We start from the raw sequence: 18,155 nt of genomic DNA on the forward strand, positions 1-18,155 counted from the left end.
CAGCGGCGTCCGCAGCTGCGGCGGCACCCACGGGCCCGCGGCGGTGCCCGGCCCGGCGGCGACGGTGCCCGCCGGCCTGACCGTCGTGCCGGAGGTGCGGGCGTGCTCGGCGGACAGCAGGAGCTCGGCGCGGTCCACCTCGAGCTCGAGCTCGTCCAGGGCCTGCACCCACGCGGCGGAGAAGTCGTCGCGGGACCCGCCCTGGGCGGGGACGGTCGGCGCGGCCACGGCCGGCCCGGTCACGAGGCCCACGACGTCACCCCCGCTCAGCCGACGAACGAGGCGCGGGGGGCGGGCACGTCGGTGCCGAGGGACCCGACCGGCGTGGCCGCGGCGACCGGGGTGGTCCCCCCGGTGGCGGCCTGGCGCCACGCGTCGGCCAGCGGCGCGACGATGCGCCCGCACGAGGAGGTCTTCGCCGGGTCGTGGGACAGGTTCGCCGCGACGAGCTCGGAGAACAGGAACGTGTAGATGCTCAGCAGCTGCGGGGCACCGGACCAGGCGTCGACGTCGAGCATGCTCATGAGCTCGGACACGATGGCCTGGGCGTGGACGAGCTGCTCCGACGCCGCGGTGTGCCGGCCGGCGCGCTGCTCAGCCTCGGCGCGGGCGATGTCCAGCTGGAGCCGCTCGTAGAGCCTGACGAGCAGCTGGGCCGGCGTGGCCGTCTCCAGCGACTGCGTGGCGAAGCGGTTGCGGGCGGCGGAGGTGGTGGGCCGCGCGGTGGCGAACCCGAACGTCGCGGCGCTCACCGGTTGCCGCCCGACATCTGCGCGAGCTGGGCGGACAGCCAGCCGCCCTGCGCCTGGATCTTCGACAGCGCGACCTCCAGGCCGGAGAACTGCTTCTGCAGCGTCGACTGGCGCAGCTCGAGCCGCCGCTCCCAGGACACGATCTGCGTCTCGAGGTCACGCTTGGTGGTCTCGCGACCCTGGACGGCCGAGGTGATGAAGCCGGTGCCGCCGTCGGTGGCCGACTTCACGACCGCGCGGAGGCGGTCGGCGATGCCGGGGACGGGCTCGGGCTTCCCGGCGGCCTTCTCGGCGGCGGTCGGCTGCTGCGGGGCGAAGACCGCCCGGGCCGCCGCGGGGTCGGCGCTGATGCCGGCCGCCAGCTTGGTCGTGTCGAGGGTGATGGTGCCCTCGCGGGTGGACTGGATCCCCAGGGCGGCGGCGCCGGCGCTGCCGACCAGGTCGGTGACCGAGCGCAGCAGCCGCCCGGTGAGGTTGCGGACCATCGAGTCCGACGACAGCGGCCCGCGCGTCGTGGCGTTCGGGTCGGTCAGCGTCTGCTTCTTGACCTCCGCCAGCGCGTCGTTGAGGGCCGTCACCAGGGCCTCGACGGACTTGGCGGGGGCCGCGGTGTCCTTGGCGACCGTGACCGAGGAGGCGCCCACCTGCGTGAGCGTGACGTCGATGCCGGAGACCAGGTCGGTGACGGCGTTGGTGCTCGAGCTGCCGCTGACCCCGTTGACGGTCCACCGGGCGTCGGTGGCGTCCTTCTTCGTCAGGGCGCCCAGGCCCGTGACCGTCGCGCCGCCGGCGACCGTCCCGGTCCCGGAGGCGACGAGCTGGAGCTCGAACCGCTCGGCGTCCACGCGGACGGCGACGGCCCGGACGCCGAGGTCGGGGCCGCCGTTGATCGCGGCCATGACGTCGCGCATCGAGCCCGAGGCGGGGTCCACGGTCGTGGACGTCCCGTCGGCCCGGGTGATGGTCACGGGGTCGCCGCTGAACGCCGTGGCGTCGTCGAGGGTCCTGCCCCCCACGGCCGTGGCCGACCAGCGGGCGGCGCTGGCGAGGGAGGTGACGGTGATGTCGGTGGTGCCGGGCGGGGCCCCGGCGCGGGCGGTCGCGGTGAGCGACGTGCCGGAGGTGGTGGCGGTGACGCCCGTCCACGTCGTGGGGTTGGCCAGGGCGCTCGCGGCGTCGTCGAGCTTCTTCAGCGCCGTCGCCACGGACTGGTAGGCCTTGATGTCCGCGGCCTGGCGGTTGGCCTGGACCTGCAGCCGCTGCTTGGGGATCGCCTCCACCTGCATGAGCTGCTTGATGACGTCGCCCGTCTTGAGACCGCTGACCAGGCCGTCGACGCTGGACATGCTCATGGTCGGGCTCCTCTCGCTGACGTGCAGGTGGGGTGGCTGGGACGTGCCGTGCGGGCGTGCGGGCGTGCGGGAGCGCCGTGGGGCGCGGGGGCACCTACGCCGACCGCCGGGAACCCTGGTGCGAGTTCCCGGCGGCCGGAGGTGCAGGTGCTGCTACCGGTGGTCTACCGGGATCAGCGGAGGAGCTGCAGGACACCCTGGGGGGCGTCCTTGGCCTGCGCGAGCATCGCGGTGCCGGCCTGCGACAGGATCTGGTTCTTCGAGAAGTTGACCATCTCGAGGGCCATGTCGGTGTCGCGGATGCGGCTCTCGGACGCGGACAGGTTCTCGACCGCGACGTTGAGCGACTTGATGGTGGACTCGAAGCGGTTCTGCGAGGCACCGAGGGTGGCGCGGGCCTCGGACACGGTGGAGATCTGCGTGTCGAGGGCCGACAGGTCGGTCGCCGCGGTGGGGTCGTACCCGGCAGCGGCGACGTTGGTGCCGACGGTGGCGACCGCGGTGGCGACCGCGGACACGTCGGTGAGGGTGACCGACACGGTCTCGCCCTCGTTGGAGCCGGTCTGGAAGACCAGCGGGGTGGCAGCGGCCGCCGTGTTGAGCAGCTTGGTGCCGTTGAACTCGGTGCGGCTGGCGATGTCCGTGAGGGCCTCGCTCAGCTGCGTGATCTCGGTGCCGATGTAGCCGCGGGCCTCCTCGTTGACCGAGCCGGTGTTGCTGGCCTGGACGGTCAGGTCGCGGACGCGCTGCAGGATGGCGTGGACCTCGGTGAGGGCGCCTTCCGCGGTCTGGACGACGGAGATGCCGTCCTGGGCGTTGCGGACGGCCTGCTTGAGGCCACCGACCTGCGAGCGCAGGCCCTCGGAGATGGCCAGGCCGGCCGCGTCGTCCGCAGCGCGGTTGATGCGGAACCCGCTGGACAGCTTCTCCAGCGACTTCTCCATCTGGCCCTGGTTGACGGACAGGTTGCGGTAGGAGTTGAACGCCGCGATGTTGTTGTTGATCTGAAGACCCATGATCTGTTTCCTCCGTGAGGGTTGTGGTGTGGCCTTCCGTGGCCGTGGTGGTGATCGGCGGTGCGGGGGGTGACCTGAGCGCCGGGACGGTCCCCGGCGCCCCCGTCACCCGGTCGGAGCAGCCTGGGCGTACGAGCCCCGGGCGAAGCCACCGAGGACGGCGGCGCCGACCCCGATGGACGTGCGGGAGTCCGCCGCCGCGGCGACCGCGGCGGCGTAGGCGGCGTCGCGCCGGCTGGGCCGGCGGGGGGCGGGCACGGCGGCGTCGTCCGGCTCGGACAGCACGTCGCGCAGCAGGGCCACGCCCTCGGCGCGCAGCTGGGAGACGCGGGACTCGGTGACGCCCAGGCGCGCCGCGATGGCGGCCATGGGCTCCTCCTCCAGGTAGTGGCCGCGCACGGCCTCCCGGACGCGCTCCGGCAGCAGGTCCACGGCCCGGCGCAGCCGGCCGAGGTGCTCGGCGAGGACGACGTGGTCCTCCGGCGACAGGCCCGGGTCCCGGACGGAGTCCGCGACGGTGCCGGTGCCGTCGGCCCCGCTGCGCGCCTCCTCCAGGCTGCTGAGGTAGGTGCGGTGCGTCTCGGCCCTGACCTTGTGCACCTGGTCGGGGGCGACACCCATGGCGTCGGCCACCTCGTCGGTGCTGGGCACCCGGCCCAGCGCGGTGGTGAGGCGCTCGGTGGTCTCGGCGGCCTGGCGGGCACGTGAACGGGCCCCGCGCGAGGCCCAGTCGGCGCCGCGCAGCTCGTCGACGATGGCGCCGCGGATCCGGGTGCGGGCGTGGGCGGAGAACGGGACGCCGGTCTCCTCGCGCCACGAGCGGGCGGCCTGCAGCAGGCCCTCGACGCCGGCGCCGGCCAGGTCGTCACGGTCGACGTGGCCGGGCAGCCGCCCGACCAGCTCGCCCACGCAGTGGCCGACCAGGGGCAGGTTCGCCAGGACGAGGGCGTCGACGGCGGCGTCGGCTCGTCCCGCGTGGGGACGGGCGCCGCGGGGACGGTTGGCGTCCCGGGCGGCGAAGGGGCTCAGCAGGTTCTGCACGCCCACCTACTCGTCCCGCCTGCGGGGGGCCTTGAGGTCCGGAGGGCCCCGAGACGCTGCTCCGACCGGGTGACGCTCACCGGGAGCACCCCGCCGCGCACGGTGCTCCCTCAGGTGCGGAGGCCCCCGGCCGAACGTGGGGGAGAACGCCGGGACCGCCCGTCGTCGTGCACGGTGACCGGCCCCCGCCGGCACCCAGGAGGTGTTCCGGTGGCCATCGCCGACTTCTGCCGCATCCTGTGGCGCGAGCGCGAGCTGCTCGAGCTGCTCCTGTTCAAGCTCGAGGAGGAGCAGCTCGTGCTGTCCTCCGGCCGTGCCCGCTGGCTGGCCCACGCCACCCGCGAGGTCGAGGCCGTGCTGGAGCAGATCCGCGACTCCGAGCGCGTCCGCACCCTGGAGACCGACGTCGTCGCCATGGAGCTGGGCCTCGGCCCCGGTCCGTCGCTGGCCGCGGTCGCCCGGTCGGCCCCCGAGCCGTGGTCGGAGATGCTGCTGAGCCACCGGGAGGCGTTCCTCACCCTCACCGCGGAGATCACCGAGCTCGCCCAGGCCAACCGCCGCCTGCTCCACGAGGGCATGGTCTCGCTCAGCGAGGCCCTGGCCAGCGTGGAGGAGCCCGTCGCGACCTACGGTCCCGACGCCCACCGATCCCTCCCCCGGCAGAGCGCCGGCCGACTCGTGGACGAGGCACTCTGATGTCGACCTTCTCCGGCCTGACCACCGCCCTGTCCGGGATCGTGGCCCAGCGCTACGGCCTGGACACGACCGGCGCGAACGTGGCCAACGCCAACACCCCCGGCTACTCCCGCCAGCGGGTCAACCTGGAGGCCACCAACCCGACCTCGACCGGCACCGCGCTGTTCTCGCGCTGGGACGGCCCGGGGACCGGCGTCCAGGCCACCGACGTCCAGCGCGTGTCCGACGAGCTCGTCACCGCCCGGGTCCGCCAGGAGCGCTCGACCGCGGAGTTCATGTCGGTGGACAAGGCCGCCTGGGCCCGCCTCGAGGTCGCCCTCGGCGAGCCCGGCGACACCGGCCTCGCCGACCGGCTGTCCAAGCTGTGGAAGTCCTTCCAGGACCTCACCAACAACCCGGAGTCCACCGCGGCCCGCACCCAGGTCGTCCAGGCCGGTGCCGGCGTCACCGACACCCTCGGCCAGGTCGCCACCGGCGTCGCCCAGGCGTGGACCGACTCCCGCGCGGGCCTCGACCTGCTCGTCCAGGAGGTCAACGGCACGGCCGCCGCCGTCGCCGACCTCAACCGCACCATCCGCGACGCCTCCGCCTCCGGTGCGGCCCCCAACGAGCTGCTCGACCAGCGCGACCTGCTCGTCCAGCGCCTGTCCGAGCTCACCGGCGGCACCGTCCGCACCGGCGAGCAGGGCACGCTCGACGTCTTCGTCGGCGGCACCGCCGTCGTCCGCGGCGAGCGCGCCACCGCGCTCGGCGTCGCCCCGACGTCGGCCGGCACGGTCGCCGGCGTCCAGGCCGGCGGCACCGTCGGCCTCACCGGCGAGGGCGGCACGGGCATCGACGTCCCCGGCGGGAAGATCGGCGCGACGCTGGTCGCCCTGCGGTCCACCTGGCCCGGCGTCATGGCCTCCCTCGACGCCACCGCCGCCGACCTGGCGGGCCGGGTCAACACCGTGCACGCCGCCGGCAAGGGCCTGGACGGGGTGTCCGGCCGCGACTTCTTCACCGGCACCACCGCCATGGGGCTCGCCGTGGCGCTCACCGACCCGGCGCACGTCGCCGCGGCCCGCACCACCGCGGGCGCGCTCGACGGCGGCCACGCCGACGCCCTCGCCGGCATCGGCCGCGGCCCCGCCTCCCCCGACGCCGGCTGGCGGGCCTTCGTGTCCGACGTCGGCGCGCAGTCCCAGGCCGCGACGCGGCGCTCAGGAGCCCAGGCCGTCGTGGTCAGCGACGTCATGGCCGCCCGCGAGGCGGTCTCCGGGGTCGACATCGACGAGGAGCTCACCAACATGGTCATGTTCCAGCGGGCCTACGAGGGCGCGGCGCGCATGCTCACCGCCGTCGACCAGGCCCTGGACACCCTCATCAACCGCACCGGTCTGGTGGGTCGCTGATGTTCCGGATCACGCAGCGGTCCATGGCCGACACGACGTACGCGAACCTGCAGAGCTCGCTCGGCCGCTCGCAGCAGCTGCAGGCGCAGCTGTCCAGCGGCAAGCAGGTCGGCCGGCCGTCGGACTCCCCCATCGGCGCCAGCGACATCATGCAGCTGCGCGGCGAGCGCGCCGCCACCGACCAGTACGTCCGCAACGCCGAGAACGGGCTGTCGTGGCTCACGAGCTCCGACAGCGCGCTGCAGCAGTCCTCGGAGGCGCTGCGCCGGGCGCGCGAGCTCACGGTGCAGGGCGGGAGCACCAGCCTGAGCCAGGCCGGCCGCGACGCCATCGCCCTGGAGCTCGTCGGCATCCGCGACAGCCTCGTCGAGCTCGCCAACACCCAGTACCTCGGCAGGCCGGTGTTCGGCGGCACCACCGCCGGCCCCGTGGCCTTCGCCCCGGACGGCAGCTACGTCGGCGACGGCGGCAGCGTCGAGCGCCGGGTCGGCGCGGACTCCAGCGTCCGGGTCGACGTGGACGGCGCCGCGGCGTTCGGCACGGGTGCGACCAGCGTGTTCGCCACGCTCGACGCCGTGGTCGCCGACCTGCGGGCCGGCAGCCCGTCCGGGCCGCACCTGGGGCGCATCGACGCCTCGGCCGAGCGGATCAGCGGGATGCTGTCCGACGTCGGTGCCCGCACCAACCGCATCGACGCCCTCAAGCTCAAGGCGGACGACACGGCGATCACGCTGCGCTCGGCGCAGTCGCAGATCGAGGACATCGACCTGCCCAAGGCGATCCTCGAGCTGCAGATGCAGACGGTGGCCTACCAGGCCGCCCTCGGCGCGACCGGAAAGGTCCTGCAGCCGACGCTGCTGGACTTCCTGCGATGAGACTTCCTGCGACGAGACGGGCTGTGGTGTGCTGATGAGCGTGATGACCGAGGAGACCACCCTGACCGGTGGCCGGGCCGTGCAGCTGGTCCACCCCCTGCCGGGGCTGCCGGGCGTGACCCGCTACCGGCTGCGCGGCCTCGACGAGGCCGGCGTGCTGTTCACCCTGGACAGCGAGGAGGGCGAGGCCGTCGAGGTGTCGCTCCTGCTCGCCGCGCCGTGGGCGTTCTTCCCGGACTACGCGCCGGTGCTGTCCGACGAGGACGTCGACCTGCTCGGGCTGTCCCGGGCCGAGGACGCCCTGCTGTTCGTCGTCCTCACCGCGGGCGAGACCGCGGCCGGGTCCACCGCCAACCTGCTCGCGCCCGTCGTGGTCAACCAGGTCGACGACCGCGCGGTCCAGGTGCTGCTCACCGGCACCGAGCTGCCCGTCCGCGCCCCGCTGGCCGCCGCGGCCTGACCCGCTCGTCCGGCTGGCCCGGCTGCACCTGACCGGACCGGTCCCAGGCGGTCGGCGTCAGCCGATGTCGGTGCGTGTGACCTTGCGCAGGCCGCGCGGGGCATCGGGGTCCAGGCCGAGCACGCGGGCGGCCCGCTCGATCGCCAGCTGCATCGGCACCACGAGCCCGAGCGGCGCCAGCGTCTCCGGCAGGTCCGGCCCCTCGACGGCCACGTCGACCTGAGCGGCGAACGCCGCGTCGCCCCCGACCCCCACCGTCCGCGCGCCACGGCCGTGCAGCTCCGCGGCGAGCTCGGCCATCGGCGACACGAGCGGGCCGTCCGCGGCGGACACGAGCACCGCGAGCACGTCGTCGTCGACCACGGCGATCGGGCCGTGGCGCAGGTCCGCGTAGGACAGCCCGCGCACCGGGCGCAGGCAGGTCTCCTCGAGCTTGAGGGCGACCTCGAGCGCGGTGCCCATCGCCAGGCCGCGGCCGCTGACCAGCGGGTGCCGTGACGCGCTGAGCGCGGCGGCGGCCTCGTCGACCCCCGCCTGGGTGGCCACGAGCCGGTCGATCTCGTCGGCGACCCGCGCCACGTCGGCGTCCAGCGCGGTGGGGTCCGGCGCCAGCGCGGTCCCGAGCACGACCATCGCGGCCAGCTGCGACAGGTACGACTTGGTGGCCGGGACGGCGAGCTCCGGGCCGGCGGCGGTCTGCATCGGCAGGTCCGCGGTGCGCAGCAGCGGCGAGCCCGGGACGTTGGCGACCGCCACGGTCGCGGCACCGCGTCGCGCCGCCCAGCGCTGGGTGGCGACGATCTCCTCGGTCGCCCCGGACTGGGAGACGCTCACCACGACGGTGTCGTCCAGGTCGAGCGCGGCGCCCCTGCCGTCGGGCCCGTAGTGGGTGGCCAGGCTGGGCGCGGCCATCGACCCGCGGACGCCGGCGTGCGCGCCGAGCAGGTAGCGGCCGTAGACCGCGGCGTTGTCGCTGGAGCCCCGGGCGGCGAAGAGCACGTGGCGGCGTCCCGCGAAGAGGCGGCGCAGGTCCTCGCGCAGCGGCAGCAGCGCCTCGAGCGTGGCGGCGACCGCGGCAGGCTGCTCCGCGATCTCCCGCGCCATGTGGGTCTCGGGCGCCGCCACCCCGGTCACCGCGGGTCGTCCTCCTGCACCCGCACCGACACGACGTCCTCGATGACGGGGTTGCTCAGCAGCGTCTCCGCCGCCTCGCGGACCGCGGCGAGAGTCGCCTCGTCGGCGGTGGCGACCTCGACCTCGAACCGCTTGCCCTGGCGGACCTCCCCGAGGCCCTCGAACCCGAGCCGCCCCATCGCGTGGGTGATGGCGGTGCCCTGCGGGTCCAGGATCTCCGGCTTGGGCATGACCTCGACGACGATGCGCGGCATGCCCGGGAGCCTATCGGGAGGCCGGGGGCGCCCCGCCGCCGTCGACGGCCGTGCGGCCGCCCGGGCTGCCGGTGCTGCCGGCGAGGACCCGGGCGCGGCCGTCGGCGAAGAACGCCGCCACGGACCCCGCGTCGGGCACCTGGGACCAGGTCTGCTGGTGGGCGTGGCCGGCGCCGGCGCCGGCCGGGACGACGAAGGCGTAGGGGTGCACCGAGGTGCCGTCGCCCGGGGAGACACCGCAGACCACCCCGTCGACCGTGACCGACAGGCGGAGGTCGTCGGGCCGCAGCACGGCCTGCTCGCCGGGGGCCACGGTGAGCAGCGCGGCGGCACCGACGGCGAACCAGTCGAGCAGGGCGGTGGCGAGGTCCGTGTCGACCTGGAGCGGGTCGTCGAGCCCGATGCCGGTGGTGCCCCCGCGGCTGCCGCCGGGCGCGCCGGCGGTGACACCGACCGCCGCGGCGAGGGCGAGCACGCTGGTCGTGCCCAGCAGCGACGCCTCGCCGCCCTGGCCGGCCAGCGAGGTGGCCTCCAGCCGGAGCCGGGGGGCCGCGACGGTCTCGAGCGCGCCCGGGCGCACCGCCAGGTCGACCGTCCCGGAGGCGCGCTGCTGCGGTCCCGCCATGACGAGCTCGACCACGGCGTGCAGTGCGGTCCGGGTGGCCGCGAGGACGTCGGCGGCTTCGTGGCCGTCCGCGCCCGTGCGCCCGTCGGCGCCGCGCTGCAGGACCCGGAGGCCGTCGACCCGGCCCTGGCTGCGGACCTGGAGGCCGTCGTCCGCGCCGTCGGTCTCGCGGGCGGTCTCGCGGGCGGTGGCGGGGCGGGCGGCACCGGGGGCAGGGGTGGGGGCAGCAGCGGGCACGGGGGGCTCCTCGGGACAGCGGGGGGCTCGCACCGGGCCAGGGGTCTGGGCCAGGGACGGGTGACGTCTCCGACGGTAAGCCAGCGGGCCCCGGCCGACCAAGACCGGGCGTGCCGGGGCATGGCGCCGGGCGGTGCGCTGCGGTAGGACCGGGGCATGCGCATCGAGCACCTGGGCCACGCCTGCCTCCGCGTCAGCCACGACGGCACGTCCCTGCTGCTGGACCCCGGGACCTTCTCCGCGGGCCTGGCCGACCGGCTCGACGAGGAGCCGCTCGCCGCGGTGCTCGTCACGCACGCCCACCCCGACCACCTCGACCCGGCGCTCGTCCCCCGCCTGGTCGAGGTCGCACCCGGCGCGCTGCACGCCGAGGCCGGCGCCGCCGACGTCGCCCGGGACGCGGGGGCGGAGGTGCACGTCCTGCAGCCGGGGACCACGGTCACGGTCGGCCCGTTCGAGGTCGAGGTCGTCGGCGGGCAGCACGCCGTCATCCACCCCGACGTCCCCCGGGTGGGCAACGTCGGGCTGCTGCTGCGCGCGGGCGGGACCACGCTGTTCCACCCCGGTGACGCCTACGACACCGTCCCCGACGGCGTCGACGTGCTGGCCTTCGCCCTCAACGCCCCGTGGGCCCGGGTCGCCGAGACCGTCGACTTCGTCCGGGCCGTGGGGGCCCGCGTGTCGGTCCCGGTGCACGACGCGCTGCTGGCACCGGACCGGCGCGAGGTCTACCTGGGCCACGTCCGGCGGCTGGGCCGCAGCGACGTCCACGACCCGGCCGCGGACGGCGTGCTCGACGCCTGACCCCGGCGGGCCACGCGTACCGCCAGGTCAGCCGGACAGGTCCGCGCCGATGCTTCAGCCGGGCAGGTCGGCGCCGGTGAGGCGGCGGTAGACCTCGCGGTAGCCGGCGGCGGTCCGCTCGACGACCTCCGCCGGCAGCGGGGGCGGCGGTGAGTCCGAGGCCCGGTCCCACCCCGAGGCCGGGGAGGTGAGCCAGTCCCGGACGACCTGCTTGTCCAGGCTGGGCTGGGTGCGGCCGGGCTGCCAGGCGTCGGCGGGCCAGAACCGCGACGAGTCCGGCGTGAGCACCTCGTCGCCGAGGACGAGCCGGCCGTCGCCGCCCGGGACGCGGCCCAGCTCGAGCTTGGTGTCGGCGAGCAGGATGCCGGCGCGCTCGGTGACGGCGGCCGCCCGCCGGTACACCGCCAGCGTGAGGCGCCGGAGCTCCTCGGCCGTCTCCCGGCCCACCTCGGCGACCACCCGCTCGAAGTCGACGTTCTCGTCGTGCTCGCCGACGGCGGCCTTGGTCGCGGGCGTGAACACCGGCTCCGGCAGCCGGGAGCCCTCCGTCAGGCCGGGGGGCAGCGGGACGCCGCACACGCTGCCGCCCTGGAGGTACTCCGCGGTGCCGGAGCCGGACAGGTAGCCGCGGGCGACGCACTCGACGGGGACCATGTCCAGGGCACGGACGACGACCGCCCGGCCGCGGACCTCGGCGGGCACCGGCGCCCCGGTGAGGTGGGTGTCGACGAGGTCCTGGAGCTGCTCGAACCACCACAGGCTGAGCGCGGTGAGCACGGCACCCTTGCCGGGCACCGGGGTCGGCAGCACGTGGTCGTAGGCGGACACCCGGTCGCTGGCCACGAGGAGGAGCACGTCACCGTCCGGGTGCGTGCCCTCCGGGGCGTAGACGTCCCGGACCTTGCCCGAGAAGCGGTGGGTCCAGCCGGGGACGACGGGCGGCACCGGCCGGTCGGGCGTCGCGGGGGCAGTCGTGGGCACCCACCGGAGGGTAGGGGCCGGGCGTCCGTAGGGTGGGCCGGGTGAGCGAGGACACCTCCAGCACGACGGGCACGGGCGCAGGACCGGACGACGACGAGGACGCCGCGACGGCCGGCGCACCCATGGCCGGCGGGTCCGGGGGCTCCGAGAAGGGCGCCGGGACGACGGGCGGGAAGGCCGCCGACGAGGAGCCGACCGACGACCTGGTGACCACCGAGCACCGGCTGCAGGTGCTCGTCGACCAGGCGGCCGGCGGCGACCCCACGGCGCCCGGCGCGACCCGCGAGCTGCGCTACCGCGCGCGCACGGGCCGGCTCGTCGTGCGGCGGGAGACCACCGGCGACAAGGGCTCCGAGGGCCACACCGCGGTCGCGCAGATGGCCGTCACCAGCTACGAGGTGCTCGGCGAGGACGGGGTGCCGGACACCTCCCGCCCGGTGACGTTCGTCTTCAACGGCGGCCCCGGCGCCTCGAGCGTGTGGCTGCACCTGGGCGTGCTCGGCCCGCGCCGCGTCGTCATGGGCGACGCCGGCTCGCTGCTGCCGCCGCCCGGGGGTCTCGCCGACAACCCGCAGACCCTGCTCACGGAGACCGACCTCGTCTTTGTCGACCCGGTGTCCACGGGCTGGTCGCGGGTGCGGACCGGGCGCAAGGCCGAGGAGTTCCACGGCTTCACCGGCGACGTCGAGAGCGTCTCGGAGCTCATCCGGCTGTGGGTGACGCGCAACGACCGGTGGCTGTCGCCCAAGCTGCTCGCCGGGGAGTCCTACGGCACCCTCCGCGCGGTCGCGGTCGCCAAGCACCTGCAGGAGCGGCACCACCTGCCGGTCAACGGCATCGCCCTGGTCTCGATGGTCCTCGACATGGGCACCATCCGGTTCCAGCCCGGCAACGACCGGCCCTACCCGGCGTTCCTGCCGACGTACGCGGCGCTCGGGCACTTTCACGGGGTGGCCGGGGCCGAGGTCCCGCTGGCCGAGCACGTCGCCGCGGCGTCGGAGTTCGCCCGGGGCGAGTACACGGCCGCGCTGGCTGCGGGCTCCCGTATCGACCCCGACCAGCGCGCCCGGGTCGTCGCCCGCGTGGCGGAGCTCACGGGCCTGTCCGAGGACTTCGTCGACCGGGTCGACCTGCGGATCGAGCACCTGCGCTTCTACGCCGAGCTGCTCCGGCACCGCCGGCAGGTCGTCGGGCGCCTGGACGGCCGCTTCGTCGGCTACGAGGACGACGCCGCGCACGAGCAGATCAGCGCCGACCCGTTCATCACCGCGACGGGCGGCCCGTACACCGCGGCCTTCCTCCACTACGTGTCCACCGAGCTCGGCTACCGCAACGACCTGCCGTACAAGGTGCTCAGCGAGCTCGTGCACCCGTGGAGCTACAAGGAGTTCGAGGGCCGCTCGGTCACCGTGGCCCACGACCTGGGCACGCTGCTGCGGCGCAACGAGCACCTGCGGGTCCACGTGGCGTGCGGCTACTACGACGGCGCGACCCCGTTCGCGGCGGCCGAGGACACGCTGGCCCAGCTCAAGGTCCCTGCCGAGGCGCACCGCCGGGTCGAGACCGCGTACTACGAGAGCGGCCACATGATGTACCTGCAGGAGCCCTCGCGGGTGCAGCAGAGCGCCGACCTGGCCGCCTTCGTGCGGGGCTGCCTGCCCGGCTGAGCATGCGAGGGACACCGGCAGCGCGACCCGGCCGGTGCCCTCCTGTGGCACGGCTGTGGGGAGCGGGTGGGGGGCGGCGACCTAGTCTCGCCGTGATGTGGACCCCGGGTGGTGACGTGGTGCTGGCGGACGTCGAGGACGACGCCCGCCGTGCCGCACCCTCTCCCGCCGACGGCCGGGGCGACCGGGGTGACGTCGGCGCCCCCGGCAGCCGCGAGGTCCTCGTGGTCGGCGGGCTCGCGGTCTCCGCCGCCGGCGCCGCCGCCGCCCTGCTCCCCCTGCCCGGACCGGTGCGCCTCGTGCTGCTCCTGGTCTTCCTGTGCCTGGGCCCGGGCGCCGCCGTGGTGGCTCACGTCGCCCCGCGGGACCGGCTCGTGGGCTGGGCGCTGACGCTGACGGCCGGCCTCAACGTGTCGACCGGGCTGTCCGTCCTCACGCTGTGGACCGGGACCTGGGCACCCCGCGTCCTCGTGGTGGCGCTCGCCGCCGCGTCGGCGCTGTCCCTCGTCCTCGCCGGCCGGGGTGGCCCGCACCGTCCCGGTCCGACCCCCGCCCCGGCGGCCGACCGCCCCGCGCACCGGCGGGCACGCAGCGCGCTGCTCCCGCTCCTCGTGCCGCTGCTGGCGCTCGTCGCCTGGCGGCTGTCCGTGCGCGGCGTGGACGAGACGGCGGTCGGGCCCTACGGGCTCCTCCCCGAGCTGCCCCCTCTGTACTACCTGGCCCTGGTCTCCGTGCTGGTCAGCGCCGTCGTCCTCCTCGCCCGCGCCGTGGTCCCCCGGGTGGCCGCCTGGGCGCACGTCGTCGTCCTCGTCCTGCTCGTGCACGGCACCGTCCCTCTGGTGCTCGAGCAGCCGCAGTACAGCTGGACCTACAAGCACGTCGGCGTCGTGGAGTTCGTCGTGACCACGGGCGGGCTCCGCCCGGACGTCGACATCTACCACCAGTGGCCCGCGTTCTTCGCGGTGGTCGCCGTGCTCTCCGACGTCTCCGGGCTCGGCGTGGTCGGCTGGGCGGAGTGGGCGCCCGTGTTCTTCAACCTCGTCTACGCGGTGCTCCTGGCGGCGCTGGTCCGGGTGCTGCGCCCCGGCGACGGACCGATGCCGTGGCTCGCGGTCCTCGTGTTCCTCTGCACCAGCTGGGTGGGGCAGGACTACCTGGCGCCGCAGGCCCTCGCCCTCGCGCTGCTGCTGGGGCTGCAGCTGGTCGTCCTGCTCACCCTGCGCACCCGACCGCGGCGCCCGGCCCCGGGCGCCGGCAGGTTCCTCTGGCTGAGGGCGGCGCTCGTCGGCGCGGACGCCAGCGCACCGGTCCCCGTCACCGGGGTCCGGGGACGGCAGCGCACCACCCTCGCCGTCGCCGCGGTGTGCGCGGTGTTCGCCGTGCTGGTGGCCACCCACCAGCTCACCCCGTACATCGTCATCCTGGGCGTGGCAGGCCTGGTCGTGCTGGGCCTCGTGCGCCCGCGCGTGCTCGTCGTCGCCCTCGTCGTCATCGCGGCCGTCTACCTGGTCCCCCGCTGGGGGTTCCTCATGGACCGCTTCCAGCTGTTCAGCGGCTTCGACCTGCGGGCCAACACCGAGAGCAACGTGCGCGGCGTCGGCAGCGAGGCGAGCCGGGCCACGTCCGCCGTCGTCCGCGCGCTCTCGCTGACGGTGTGGGTCGCGGCCCTGGCGGTGGTGGTCGCCCACCGGCGCCGGGTGCAGGACGTCGTCGTGCCGGCCGTCCTGTTCCTCGCGCCGTTCGCGCTGTTCCTGGGCCAGAACTACGGCGGCGAGGGCGTCTTCCGCGTCTACCTCACGGGCCTGCCCTGGGCCTCCTACCTCGTCGCGCTCGGGGCGCTCGCCCTCGGACGGCGCACCCGTCGAGGCACCGTGGTCCGCGGCGTGGTGCTGGTCGCGCTCTGCCTGGCCTGCCTGCAGGGGCTCTACGGCCAGCTCGCCGTCAACCGGGTGAGCACGGCCGAGGTCGAGGCGAGCCGGTACCTGTACGCCCACGCCGGCCCGGACGCGGTGCTGCTGCTGGCCGCCCCCATGTTCCCCACCCGGGTCTCCGCGAGCTACCCCGACCTGCTGCCGCTCGGCCGGCAGGCCGACGGCGGCCTCATGGACACCGACGAGCTGGACGGCCAGGTGCTCGACGAGCGCGCCCTGCCCGAGGTCGAGCGGATCGTGTCCCGCTACGGCGCCACCCGGTCCTACGTCGTGCTCAGCCGGTCGGGCCAGGAGTACGTGCGCTACTTCGGGCTGCTGCCCGAGGGCTCGCTGGACGCCCTCGGGCGCACGCTCGAGGACGCACCGGGGTGGACGACCTTCTACCGCAACGAGGACGTCACCATCTTCGAGCGCGTCGAGGACGACCGGTGAGCGCGGTCACCGCCGCCGCCGCCCGCCCAGGGTCGCTGCCGCGGCTGCCCGCGCTCACCGGCCTGCGCTTCGCGGCCGCCGCGGCCGTGGTCGCCTACCACGTGGGCCGCTACGTCGAGCCGCTGTCCGGGCTGCGGCACGTGACCGGGCTCGGGTTCACCGGGGTCGGCTTCTTCTTCGTGCTGTCCGGCTTCGTCCTGGCCTGGTCCGGCCGCCCCGGGACCCCGCGCAGCCGCTTCTACCTGGCGCGCTTCGCCCGGGTGTGGCCGCTGCACGCCGTCACCACGGCGGTCGCCGCGGTCCCGTTCCTCGCCTGGCAGGGCACCGAGTCGGGGCCCCTGACCCTCGCCGCGGTGCTCCTGCTCGTGCAGGCCTGGTGGGTCTTCGCCGACGTCAACTTCGCCTACAACGGCGTGTCCTGGTCGCTGTCCTGCGAGGCGTTCTTCTACCTGGTCTTCCCGTTCTTCGCCTACCGCGCGATGCGGGCGGACCGGCAGCAGCTGCTCCGGGCCGGGCTGCTCGTCGTGGCGGGGCTGCTGGCCGGCGCGCTCGTCGTCGTCCTCGTCCTGCCGCCCGCCGGGTGGGGCTGGGCGCTGTACGTCAACCCCGCCTACCGGCTCGGGGAGTTCGTCCTCGGCGTGCTGCTCGCCTGCGCGGTGCGCGGGGGCTGGCGTCCCCGGACCAGCCTGCGCACCGCCCTCGTCGTGCTCGCCGGCGCCTACGCGGTGCTCCTGGTCGCGGTGGGCCTGCTGACCGACGCCCAGGTGCGGGCCGTGCCGGCCGCGGTCGCCGACCTCCTCATGCTCCCCGCCTTCTGCCTGGTCATCGCCTCGGCGGCCGGCGACGGGCTCCGCGGCCGGACGACGACCTTCGCCCGGCCGGTCTGGGTGCTGCTCGGGGAGTGGTCCTTCGCGCTCTACCTCGTCCACGAGCTGGTGCTCCGCGTCCTGCTCGGCGTCGTCTCCGCCGACCCCGTCGCCGCCGCCGCGCAGACCGTCGTCGCCGTCGGCCTCGCGGTGGGGCTGGCAGGGGCGCTGCACCACGGCGTCGAGCGGCCGTGCGAGCGGGCGGTCAGGCGGTGGGCCGCCCGCCGGGACGCCCGGCGGTCCGCGGCGCACCTGCTGACCGCGCCCCTGTCCGACCCTCCCGCGCCGGCGGCACCGGCCGTACCGGCCGCCGTGCCCGGTCTGGTCTCCTCGTCGAGCCCGACCCCGTCGTCCCCGCACGCCCGCCCGGACCAGCCGGTCCCGGCCGCACCCGTACCCGCCGCACCCGTGAGGACCCAGCCGTGACCCGCGAGCCCACCGCCCCCGACCGTCCCGACCAGCGCGTCTGGTGCGGCCAGCTGGACCTCGCCGAGGGCACCGGCCCCGCCACGGTCACCGTGCCCGGGCGGTTCACCGCGGCCCGCGTCCTCGTGCGCGTGCACGGCGAGCCGGTCGGCTACGTGACCAGCGGCGCGCGGGTCCTGGACGCGGCGGCGTGCCGGGAGCTCCTGGCGCCGCAGGACCGCCGCCGCCTCGAGGAGCACCTGGCGGCCGAGGGGCTGCCGGTGGCGGGGCCGGTCCCCGCGGCGGGCAGCCGCTGCCCGATGGTGCTCACCGCGTTCCCGCCGGTCACCGTGGTCGTCTGCACCCGCGACCGGCCCGAGCTCGTGCGGTCCTGCCTGCGGCACCTGACGGCCCTCACCTACCCGGCGCTGTCGGTGCTGGTCGTGGACAACGCACCGACCGACGACCGCACCGCGCGCGCGGTGGCCGAGACCGCCGGGGACGACCCGCGGGTGGAGTACGTCGTGGAGCCGCTGCCGGGCCTCAGCAACGCCCGCAACCGGGGGTGGACCACCGCCCGCACGGAGCTGGTCGCCTACACCGACGACGACGTCACCGTGGAGCCGGACTGGGTCCATGGCCTGGTCCGGGGCTTCCAGCGCCGCGACGACGTCGGCTGCGTGTCGGGCCTGGTGTGCTCCGCATCGGTCGAGGGTGCGGCCGAGCAGTACTTCGACGCTCGGGTGTCGTGGTCCAGCGCCGTGGCGCCGCGGCTGTACGACATGGCCGACCAGCGCGGCGACGGCGCGCTGTTCCCGTACGCCCCCGGGGTGTTCGGCACCGGCGCGAACTTCGCCTTCCGGCGCGAGGTGCTCGAGGCGGGCGGCGGCTTCGACCCGGCCCTGGGCGCGGGCACCCGCACCGGCGGGGGCGAGGACCTCGACGCCTTCGTCCTGGCCCTGCTCGGCGGGCACGCGCTCGCCTACGAGCCGTCCGCCCTGGTCTGGCACCACCACCGCTCGACCCTGCCGGAGCTCCGCTCGCAGATGTACGCCTACGGCACCGGGCTCACGGCGTTCCTCACCAAGCACGTCCTGGACCGGCGGACCCGGCGGCACGTCCTCGTCCGCCTGCTCGCGGGCCTGCGGCACGGGGCGGGGCTCGCGGCCCGCACCCGTCGCTCGCTGCCCGCCGGCGTCCCGGCGCCCGAGGGCCTGGGGCGGCTGGAGCTGC

General features: G+C 75.7%; 18 protein-coding genes. 9 read left to right on the top strand and 9 right to left on the bottom strand.

All coding sequences use genetic code 11. The features are described 5' to 3' along the window. The 5 genes from WCS02_RS07930 to WCS02_RS07950 form a co-directional block, all read right to left on the bottom strand. A partial coding sequence (locus WCS02_RS07930) for a hypothetical protein (protein ID WP_422665415.1) occupies positions 1-252 on the bottom strand: 252 nt, incomplete at its 3' end. Between the two features lie 14 nt (positions 253-266). Next, positions 267-752 carry a flagellar export chaperone FliS gene (locus tag WCS02_RS07935; protein WP_340291760.1) on the bottom strand — a complete coding sequence of 162 codons (486 nt, stop codon included), beginning with the start codon at positions 750-752 and terminating at the stop codon, positions 267-269. Beyond that, entirely contained in the window at positions 749-2,104 is a 1,356-nt protein-coding gene (gene fliD / locus WCS02_RS07940; RefSeq protein WP_340291762.1) for a flagellar filament capping protein FliD, read from the bottom strand. The genes WCS02_RS07935 and fliD overlap by 4 nt, the downstream gene beginning before the upstream one ends. 173 nt (positions 2,105-2,277) lie before the next feature. Further along, the gene (locus tag WCS02_RS07945) at positions 2,278-3,120 is read right to left on the bottom strand and encodes a flagellin N-terminal helical domain-containing protein (protein ID WP_340291764.1); all 843 of its coding nucleotides are present in this window, start codon (positions 3,118-3,120) and stop codon (positions 2,278-2,280) included. A 105-nt stretch (positions 3,121-3,225) separates the two neighbouring features. Further along, positions 3,226-4,161 carry a sigma-70 family RNA polymerase sigma factor gene (locus WCS02_RS07950; protein ID WP_340291767.1) on the bottom strand — a complete coding sequence of 312 codons (936 nt, stop codon included), beginning with the start codon at positions 4,159-4,161 and terminating at the stop codon, positions 3,226-3,228. Between the two features lie 210 nt (positions 4,162-4,371). On the opposite strand from WCS02_RS07950, the gene flgN reads away from it, so the two are divergent. From flgN to fliW, 4 genes are read left to right on the top strand one after another with little or no spacing between them, the layout of a single operon-like run. Continuing rightward, entirely contained in the window at positions 4,372-4,857 is a 486-nt protein-coding gene (flgN, locus tag WCS02_RS07955; protein ID WP_340291769.1) for a flagellar export chaperone FlgN, read from the top strand. Further along, positions 4,857-6,251: a flagellar hook-associated protein FlgK gene (flgK, locus tag WCS02_RS07960; protein ID WP_340291771.1), complete on the top strand. Its 1,395-nt coding sequence runs from the start codon at positions 4,857-4,859 to the stop codon at positions 6,249-6,251. Before flgN ends, flgK begins: the two co-directional genes overlap by 1 nt. Continuing rightward, positions 6,251-7,126 (top strand): flagellar hook-associated protein FlgL, encoded by an 876-nt coding sequence (gene flgL, locus WCS02_RS07965; RefSeq protein WP_340291773.1) that lies wholly within the window; start codon positions 6,251-6,253, stop codon positions 7,124-7,126. Before flgK ends, flgL begins: the two co-directional genes overlap by 1 nt. A 34-nt stretch (positions 7,127-7,160) precedes the next feature. Continuing rightward, positions 7,161-7,586: a flagellar assembly protein FliW gene (gene fliW / locus WCS02_RS07970; protein ID WP_340291775.1), complete on the top strand. Its 426-nt coding sequence runs from the start codon at positions 7,161-7,163 to the stop codon at positions 7,584-7,586. Positions 7,587-7,643: 57 nt separating this feature from the next. On the opposite strand, the gene WCS02_RS07975 is transcribed toward fliW, so the two are convergent. From WCS02_RS07975 to WCS02_RS07985, 3 genes are read right to left on the bottom strand one after another with little or no spacing between them, the layout of a single operon-like run. Further along, positions 7,644-8,720: an SIS domain-containing protein gene (locus tag WCS02_RS07975; RefSeq protein ID WP_340291777.1), complete on the bottom strand. Its 1,077-nt coding sequence runs from the start codon at positions 8,718-8,720 to the stop codon at positions 7,644-7,646. Next, positions 8,717-8,974: a phosphoribosylformylglycinamidine synthase subunit PurS gene (gene purS, locus WCS02_RS07980; RefSeq protein ID WP_340291779.1), complete on the bottom strand. Its 258-nt coding sequence runs from the start codon at positions 8,972-8,974 to the stop codon at positions 8,717-8,719. The genes WCS02_RS07975 and purS overlap by 4 nt, the downstream gene beginning before the upstream one ends. Before the next feature lie 10 nt (positions 8,975-8,984). Continuing rightward, positions 8,985-9,836 carry a hypothetical protein gene (locus tag WCS02_RS07985; protein WP_340291782.1) on the bottom strand — a complete coding sequence of 284 codons (852 nt, stop codon included), beginning with the start codon at positions 9,834-9,836 and terminating at the stop codon, positions 8,985-8,987. 156 nt (positions 9,837-9,992) lie between these two features. Between WCS02_RS07985 and WCS02_RS07990 the strand changes: the two genes are divergently transcribed. After that, complete coding sequence (locus WCS02_RS07990) at positions 9,993-10,640, top strand: MBL fold metallo-hydrolase (protein ID WP_340291784.1); 648 nt, start codon at positions 9,993-9,995, stop codon at positions 10,638-10,640. Between the two features lie 54 nt (positions 10,641-10,694). On the opposite strand, the gene WCS02_RS07995 is transcribed toward WCS02_RS07990, so the two are convergent. Continuing rightward, positions 10,695-11,621 (bottom strand): phosphoribosylaminoimidazolesuccinocarboxamide synthase, encoded by a 927-nt coding sequence (locus WCS02_RS07995; RefSeq protein WP_340291786.1) that lies wholly within the window; start codon positions 11,619-11,621, stop codon positions 10,695-10,697. A 41-nt stretch (positions 11,622-11,662) separates the two neighbouring features. Between WCS02_RS07995 and WCS02_RS08000 the strand changes: the two genes are divergently transcribed. From WCS02_RS08000 to WCS02_RS08015, 4 genes are all read left to right on the top strand, one after another. Then, positions 11,663-13,288 (top strand): S10 family peptidase, encoded by a 1,626-nt coding sequence (locus WCS02_RS08000; RefSeq protein ID WP_340291788.1) that lies wholly within the window; start codon positions 11,663-11,665, stop codon positions 13,286-13,288. Positions 13,289-13,383: 95 nt separating this feature from the next. Further along, on the top strand, positions 13,384-15,651 hold the full coding sequence (locus WCS02_RS08005; protein ID WP_340291789.1) for a hypothetical protein: 2,268 nt from the start codon (positions 13,384-13,386) through the stop codon (positions 15,649-15,651). Next, a complete protein-coding gene (locus tag WCS02_RS08010) occupies positions 15,648-16,943 on the top strand; it encodes an acyltransferase family protein (RefSeq protein WP_340291791.1) in 1,296 nt (431 codons plus the stop codon). Before WCS02_RS08005 ends, WCS02_RS08010 begins: the two co-directional genes overlap by 4 nt. Continuing rightward, a partial coding sequence (locus WCS02_RS08015) for a glycosyltransferase family 2 protein (RefSeq protein WP_340291794.1) occupies positions 16,940-18,155 on the top strand: 1,216 nt, incomplete at its 3' end. The genes WCS02_RS08010 and WCS02_RS08015, both read left to right, overlap by 4 nt.

This window comes from Aquipuribacter hungaricus, from assembly GCF_037860755.1.
Lineage (GTDB): Bacteria > Actinomycetota > Actinomycetes > Actinomycetales > JBBAYJ01 > Aquipuribacter > Aquipuribacter hungaricus.